Raw genomic sequence first — 4,623 nt, 5'->3', positions numbered from 1 at the left:
TGAACTTGAGTTTACAAAATAGAAATTGTAACGACCACTTATAACTTGCTGTTTAGGATCACGAATAAATCAAAAAGAGGCTGTGACATAAGTCTCCACAAATAAGACGGTCTAGTGAGAATCTTCGGATTCTCACTAGACCGCCTTTTGATATAATGGAAAATAAAAAAGGCATCGGCCACACCCGATACCCACAGATTATCCCCGAAAGGACATCTAAATATGCAAGACTATTATGGTGGATTGTAAAATTAATCCGAACGCTGTTCGGATTAATTTTACAATCTACCATAACTGCTATACTAAAAGTGAAAAGAAGAGGAGTGATCGTTTTGAAATTGTATCAAAGCCTTACCCAAGTCCAAATCAACGAACAATTCGCTGGTCAAGCAACCGGCTACAAGCTTTCCACGACCCTTGATAAGCCGCTGAACTACGATCCAACGATTCTCTATCAGTATTTGGATACCGTCCTGAAACCGGGCAGTCGCCACGACGAAAACAACTTGCGCTACGTGACTGATCCGGGCTATATCGGCGAAAACTTTAATTACCAAAGCGTCCCGTTTACTTCGCACATGACCGAATTCGACGAGAAGATGGCCTTCGCACGCAAACTGGTGGCCGACCTTAATCGTCATTTATCTGTCAACATCAAACCGGAAGATGAAACTATCGAACTGGTCTTTGTTGACTAAAGCAACCGTGTTGCCCTCCTTTCCTAGTCGCGATGCTTCTCTCCTGATCATTTGCGGCTAAGTACCCAGTCAAGCATGCTTAGTTGCAACAAAAATGACCGCCTACCAAAAAGTAGACGGTCATTTTTGTTGCAACTAAGCACGAATTCGCAGCTATACCGCTTTCTTCGCGACTTCCTTTGGTAACGTCAACGCCAACAGCAAGCCAATCAGGCCCACGCCAGCAAACACAGCGAAGGTAACAGCAAAACCGCCAGCATGACTTCGCAGCGTGGTTTGCATGCCATCCAACAACACTGTGGCGAACATGACACCGGCAGAACCAAATAACTGACGAGCCGTCGTCGTAACCGCAGTGCCGTCTGCCACGAGCTCATTCGGCAAAGCATTCGCGCCAGCCGTCACTGAAGGCATCATCACAAAGGCATTGCCGGCTTCAGTCGCCATCGCCAACATAATTGCCCCAATCAGCGGTAAATGATGGGCAAAGACTGCTAACAGACCAAAGCCGCCAGTAATCAACAACATGCCAATCATGGCCACGACACGCGGTCCAAAGCGATCCAGTAGGCGCCCGCTAATTGGATTCAAAATACTCAGCAACACCGCAGCTGGCACTAAGGACAAGCCAGAAATCAACGGTGACAAACCAAGTAGCGTTTGAAAGTAAAGCGGCATCAGGATAGTGGTGACAATCAAACCGACGTATGAAATTCCGGTCAGAAACACCGCTTTAGTAAACATACCAGTGGCAAAAACTCGCATTTGCAACATTGGTGGTTGGCGATTCAATTGCCGAACAACGAAAATACCAGCTGCCAGAACGCCTAAAATCAACAAACCAACCACGCCAACAGTTAAGCCTTTTTTCGACAAAGCACCCAAGGCATAAAGTAGAATTGGAAAACTTGCGGATAAAAGGAAGGACACCCAGTCCAGTTGCGTCGGTTGCAATGGCATGACAGACGCAATGGTCACCGTTGAAACGGCCAGCACAAGCAGCGAAACGACCAAGAAGAACAAGAATAAAGCCTGCCAAGGGAACCATGTCAGCAAAACACCGGAAATAATCGGACCGACTGCCAAGGCTGAGCCCATGACCAATCCCGCCGTGCCCATCACCCGACCACGCTCACTATGCGGCGTAATCGTCAGCAACACGGTCTGGAAACTCGGGAAAATAATCCCGACCGCAATCGCTTCAAGCAACCGGCCAATCATGAGCACGGTAAAACTCGGTGCCCAGATACATAAGCCTGTCCCAATGGCAAAAATGAGTTCAATCGCTTGGAAAAGCCGTTGGAAAGTAACATTATGCAACAGCCATGGGCTAACCGGAATCATCAAGGTCATCACCAACATAAAGCCGGTTGTCAGCCAAGCAACTGTATCCGCTCCTAAACCAAAAGCTTTCATAAAAGCAGGATAAGCGGTGCTTAAAGAAGACTGAGAAATTGACATCGAAAAGGTACCTGTCAGTAACGTGGCGACAAAAGCCCCGCGATGTTTGATCGTTGGAGAGTGCATATTAAAATCATCTTTTTCTATATTAGTATTGTGGGACGTTTACATTTTCATTCCCATTTTTTCATAAGACTGCATACCGCCCATCCAAATCTCAGATGGTTTGACGCCACGTTCTTTAGCCAAGGCCATCATTAACGTATCCATATCCATCAATTTATATTCTTGCTTTGGCTTGGCTGGATCGAATGTTTCAATCTGTGCCATCATGCCGCCATCTTCGTGCTCAATGATATGGCAGTGATACATATAAACCCCTGGCAAATCAAAGCGAACCAGCAGCCGAACCGTTTCACCAGGATTCACGCCAATTGTATCTTTGAAACCATGTTCATTTGGATACGGCGCATGCCCATTCCGCGACAAGACTAAGAATTGGGTTCCATGCACATGGAATGGATGAACCATTCCAGGCGCATCATTGCTATTGGTAACATCCCAGTACTGGGCTTTGCCAATTGGTTGCGTGGCATCAATCCGCTGCATGGCAAACTTTTTACCATCAATCGCAACACCTTCGTCCATCCCCTGCATCACAACGTGGCGAACTGGCAAAGCCGGGTCAACCACTGGTGCCTTCACATCGAACAACTTATCAGGCAAGGTAGTCTGATCCGGTTTGAACGCATGAATGCGGAACTTTAGCAATGGCACATCATCCGTATATAAGGTGACCTCGTCGCCTTCATGGTATTGGCCAAAATCAACAATCACTTCGGCACGCTCAGCACAAGTCAGCATCAAATGGGTAAATTTGACCGGCTCCGGTAACAGTGAGCCATCCCCGCCAATTTGCGTAAATGGCAGGTCATCGGAAAAATGCAACCGCCATTCACGGCGATTAGCACCATCCAGAAAACGCAACCGGACCTTTTGCGTGGTGACATCAAAATAGGGATTGATGTCACCGTTAATCATTGCAGTTGGCCCAGCAACACCGTCAGGATCATAATCAGCCCGGTAGTCCCACTGGTTGTTCTCATGAAAACGCCGGTCTTGCAAAATGACCGGAATATCGTCAACGCCATAGTTCCTTGGCAATGGCAGGCTGGCTTCATGGTCGTCTTTGACAATCACCATGGCAGCCAAACCATGCCAAACCTGCTCGGCTGTGGATGGGCACGGATGCGCGTGCAGCCACAAAGTCGTCGCCGGTTGTTCCAATGTGAAGTCGATATGCTTACTTTCACCCGGATAAACCGGCGCATGGCATCCGCCATCAACATAAGGGCCACTGACATTAGCCCCATGCCAATGAAAAGTGGTCAACTCAGGCAGGGTGTTTTTCAGTGTCACATGCGTATGCTGACCACGGCGATACACAATCGTCTGACCTAACAGACTGGTATTATAGCCCCACGTCTTGGTCTTCGCCCCAGGTAACAGTTGCGTTTCCCCAGCCTCTGCTGTCACCGTGTAATAAACGTCGGTCGCCGTCTCTTTATCCGGTTTCAACAACGGCGGCACATTTAAGGGCTTCTCAGGCGCATCACTGACCTCAAGCGGCACGTACCCGCCATCGTGGAGATCAAACGCTGGCTCATCAAAGAAATAGTCCGTATAGATTTTCATCGTGATTTCCCCCTCTGACAAGAATTTTAACACTTTTTAGGGTTGCCATAAACATAATTTAGAATTAACCTAAAGTAGTATTGAAAAATGGTATAGGTCTTATCCATACACTTGAGGAGGATTTTCATGCAACAAATGTCGAAAACAATGGGCTGGCTCATGCTGGCGTTAAATGTGGTGCTGCTGATTCTAATTGGTACCATGCACAATATGGCAGCGATGTGGTTAATGGGTCTGATTATGACTTTGGACGCTGTGACAGGGTTAGTTGCCGCTTATCGGCCCCAGTCAAGTCAACAACACGCCCACCAGCACTAGTTTGTTAAGAAGTTGCTGCAAGACCTTTCATGGAGTCATTGATCGGCGTTATATGTTGACATATACATATGTTGAATATATCATGTGTCTGTACTTAGATGAACAGTCACATGAAAGAGGGTCGTTTAATGCAGCAACTGTCAATGACGCAGAAACAAACCATGACGTCAGCCTTACGGGTTGAATATTTTTCAACGGCATGGATGGCATTTGAGTGGTAGATTGCAAATTTAATCCGAATTTTTGGACAAATTTGTCAGCATAACCTGATACGGTGTTTGCCAGTCGAGTATTTTAAGCGGTCGCTAGTTAATTTGGAGTAACGTCGTCGTTAAATTTTGAGCACTAATGTGCTCAAAACGAGTCCCTTTAGGATAAAAATAACGTCAATTCCGATTAAAGCGTTCATTACTACCACGTTCAGCTGGCGTATAAGCATGGCAGTAATAGGTCTTAATACCATATTGTGATTCAAGTGATACTAGCCCACTAAACTCAGTGCCACGGTCCA

Annotated in this window: 4 protein-coding genes and 2 pseudogenes; 3 read left to right on the top strand and 3 right to left on the bottom strand. The window is 46.7% G+C overall.

Going from position 1 to position 4,623, the window contains the following annotated elements; translation table 11 throughout:
* The first annotated feature begins 332 nt into the window (after nt 1-332).
* Nucleotides 333-698 carry a hypothetical protein gene (locus ACP4IT_RS12400; RefSeq protein WP_003580900.1) on the top strand — a complete coding sequence of 122 codons (366 nt, stop codon included), beginning with the start codon at nt 333-335 and terminating at the stop codon, nt 696-698.
* A 153-nt stretch (nt 699-851) separates the two neighbouring features.
* On the opposite strand, the gene ACP4IT_RS12395 is transcribed toward ACP4IT_RS12400, so the two are convergent.
* Nucleotides 852-2,225, bottom strand: a complete 1,374-nt coding sequence (locus tag ACP4IT_RS12395; protein ID WP_003690687.1) for an MFS transporter — start codon at nt 2,223-2,225, stop codon at nt 852-854.
* Between the two features lie 39 nt (nt 2,226-2,264).
* On the bottom strand, nt 2,265-3,794 hold the full coding sequence (locus tag ACP4IT_RS12390; protein WP_024855733.1) for a multicopper oxidase family protein: 1,530 nt from the start codon (nt 3,792-3,794) through the stop codon (nt 2,265-2,267).
* 126 nt (nt 3,795-3,920) lie between these two features.
* On the opposite strand from ACP4IT_RS12390, the gene ACP4IT_RS12385 reads away from it, so the two are divergent.
* Complete coding sequence (locus tag ACP4IT_RS12385) at nt 3,921-4,112, top strand: hypothetical protein (protein ID WP_003576326.1); 192 nt, start codon at nt 3,921-3,923, stop codon at nt 4,110-4,112.
* Nucleotides 4,113-4,240: 128 nt separating this feature from the next.
* Nucleotides 4,241-4,330, top strand: a pseudogene (locus ACP4IT_RS12380) (cation transporter); the annotation flags it as partial.
* 12 nt (nt 4,331-4,342) lie between these two features.
* Here the strand turns inward: ACP4IT_RS12380 and ACP4IT_RS12375 are convergent.
* Nucleotides 4,343-4,623 (bottom strand): annotated as a pseudogene (locus tag ACP4IT_RS12375) (IS30 family transposase); the annotation flags it as partial.

Source organism: Levilactobacillus sp. LN180102 (assembly GCF_050106635.1).
Lineage (GTDB): Bacteria > Bacillota > Bacilli > Lactobacillales > Lactobacillaceae > Levilactobacillus > Levilactobacillus brevis.
This window is presented reverse-complemented; position numbering and strand designations above follow the sequence as displayed.

Coding starts and splice junctions, on each gene's coding strand:
- ACP4IT_RS12395 (WP_003690687.1), bottom strand. CDS start 2,225: ATGCACTCTCCAACGATCAAACATCGCGGGGCTTTTGTCGCCACGTTA.
- ACP4IT_RS12390 (WP_024855733.1), bottom strand. CDS start 3,794: ATGAAAATCTATACGGACTATTTCTTTGATGAGCCAGCGTTTGATCTC.
- ACP4IT_RS12385 (WP_003576326.1), top strand. CDS start 3,921: ATGCAACAAATGTCGAAAACAATGGGCTGGCTCATGCTGGCGTTAAAT.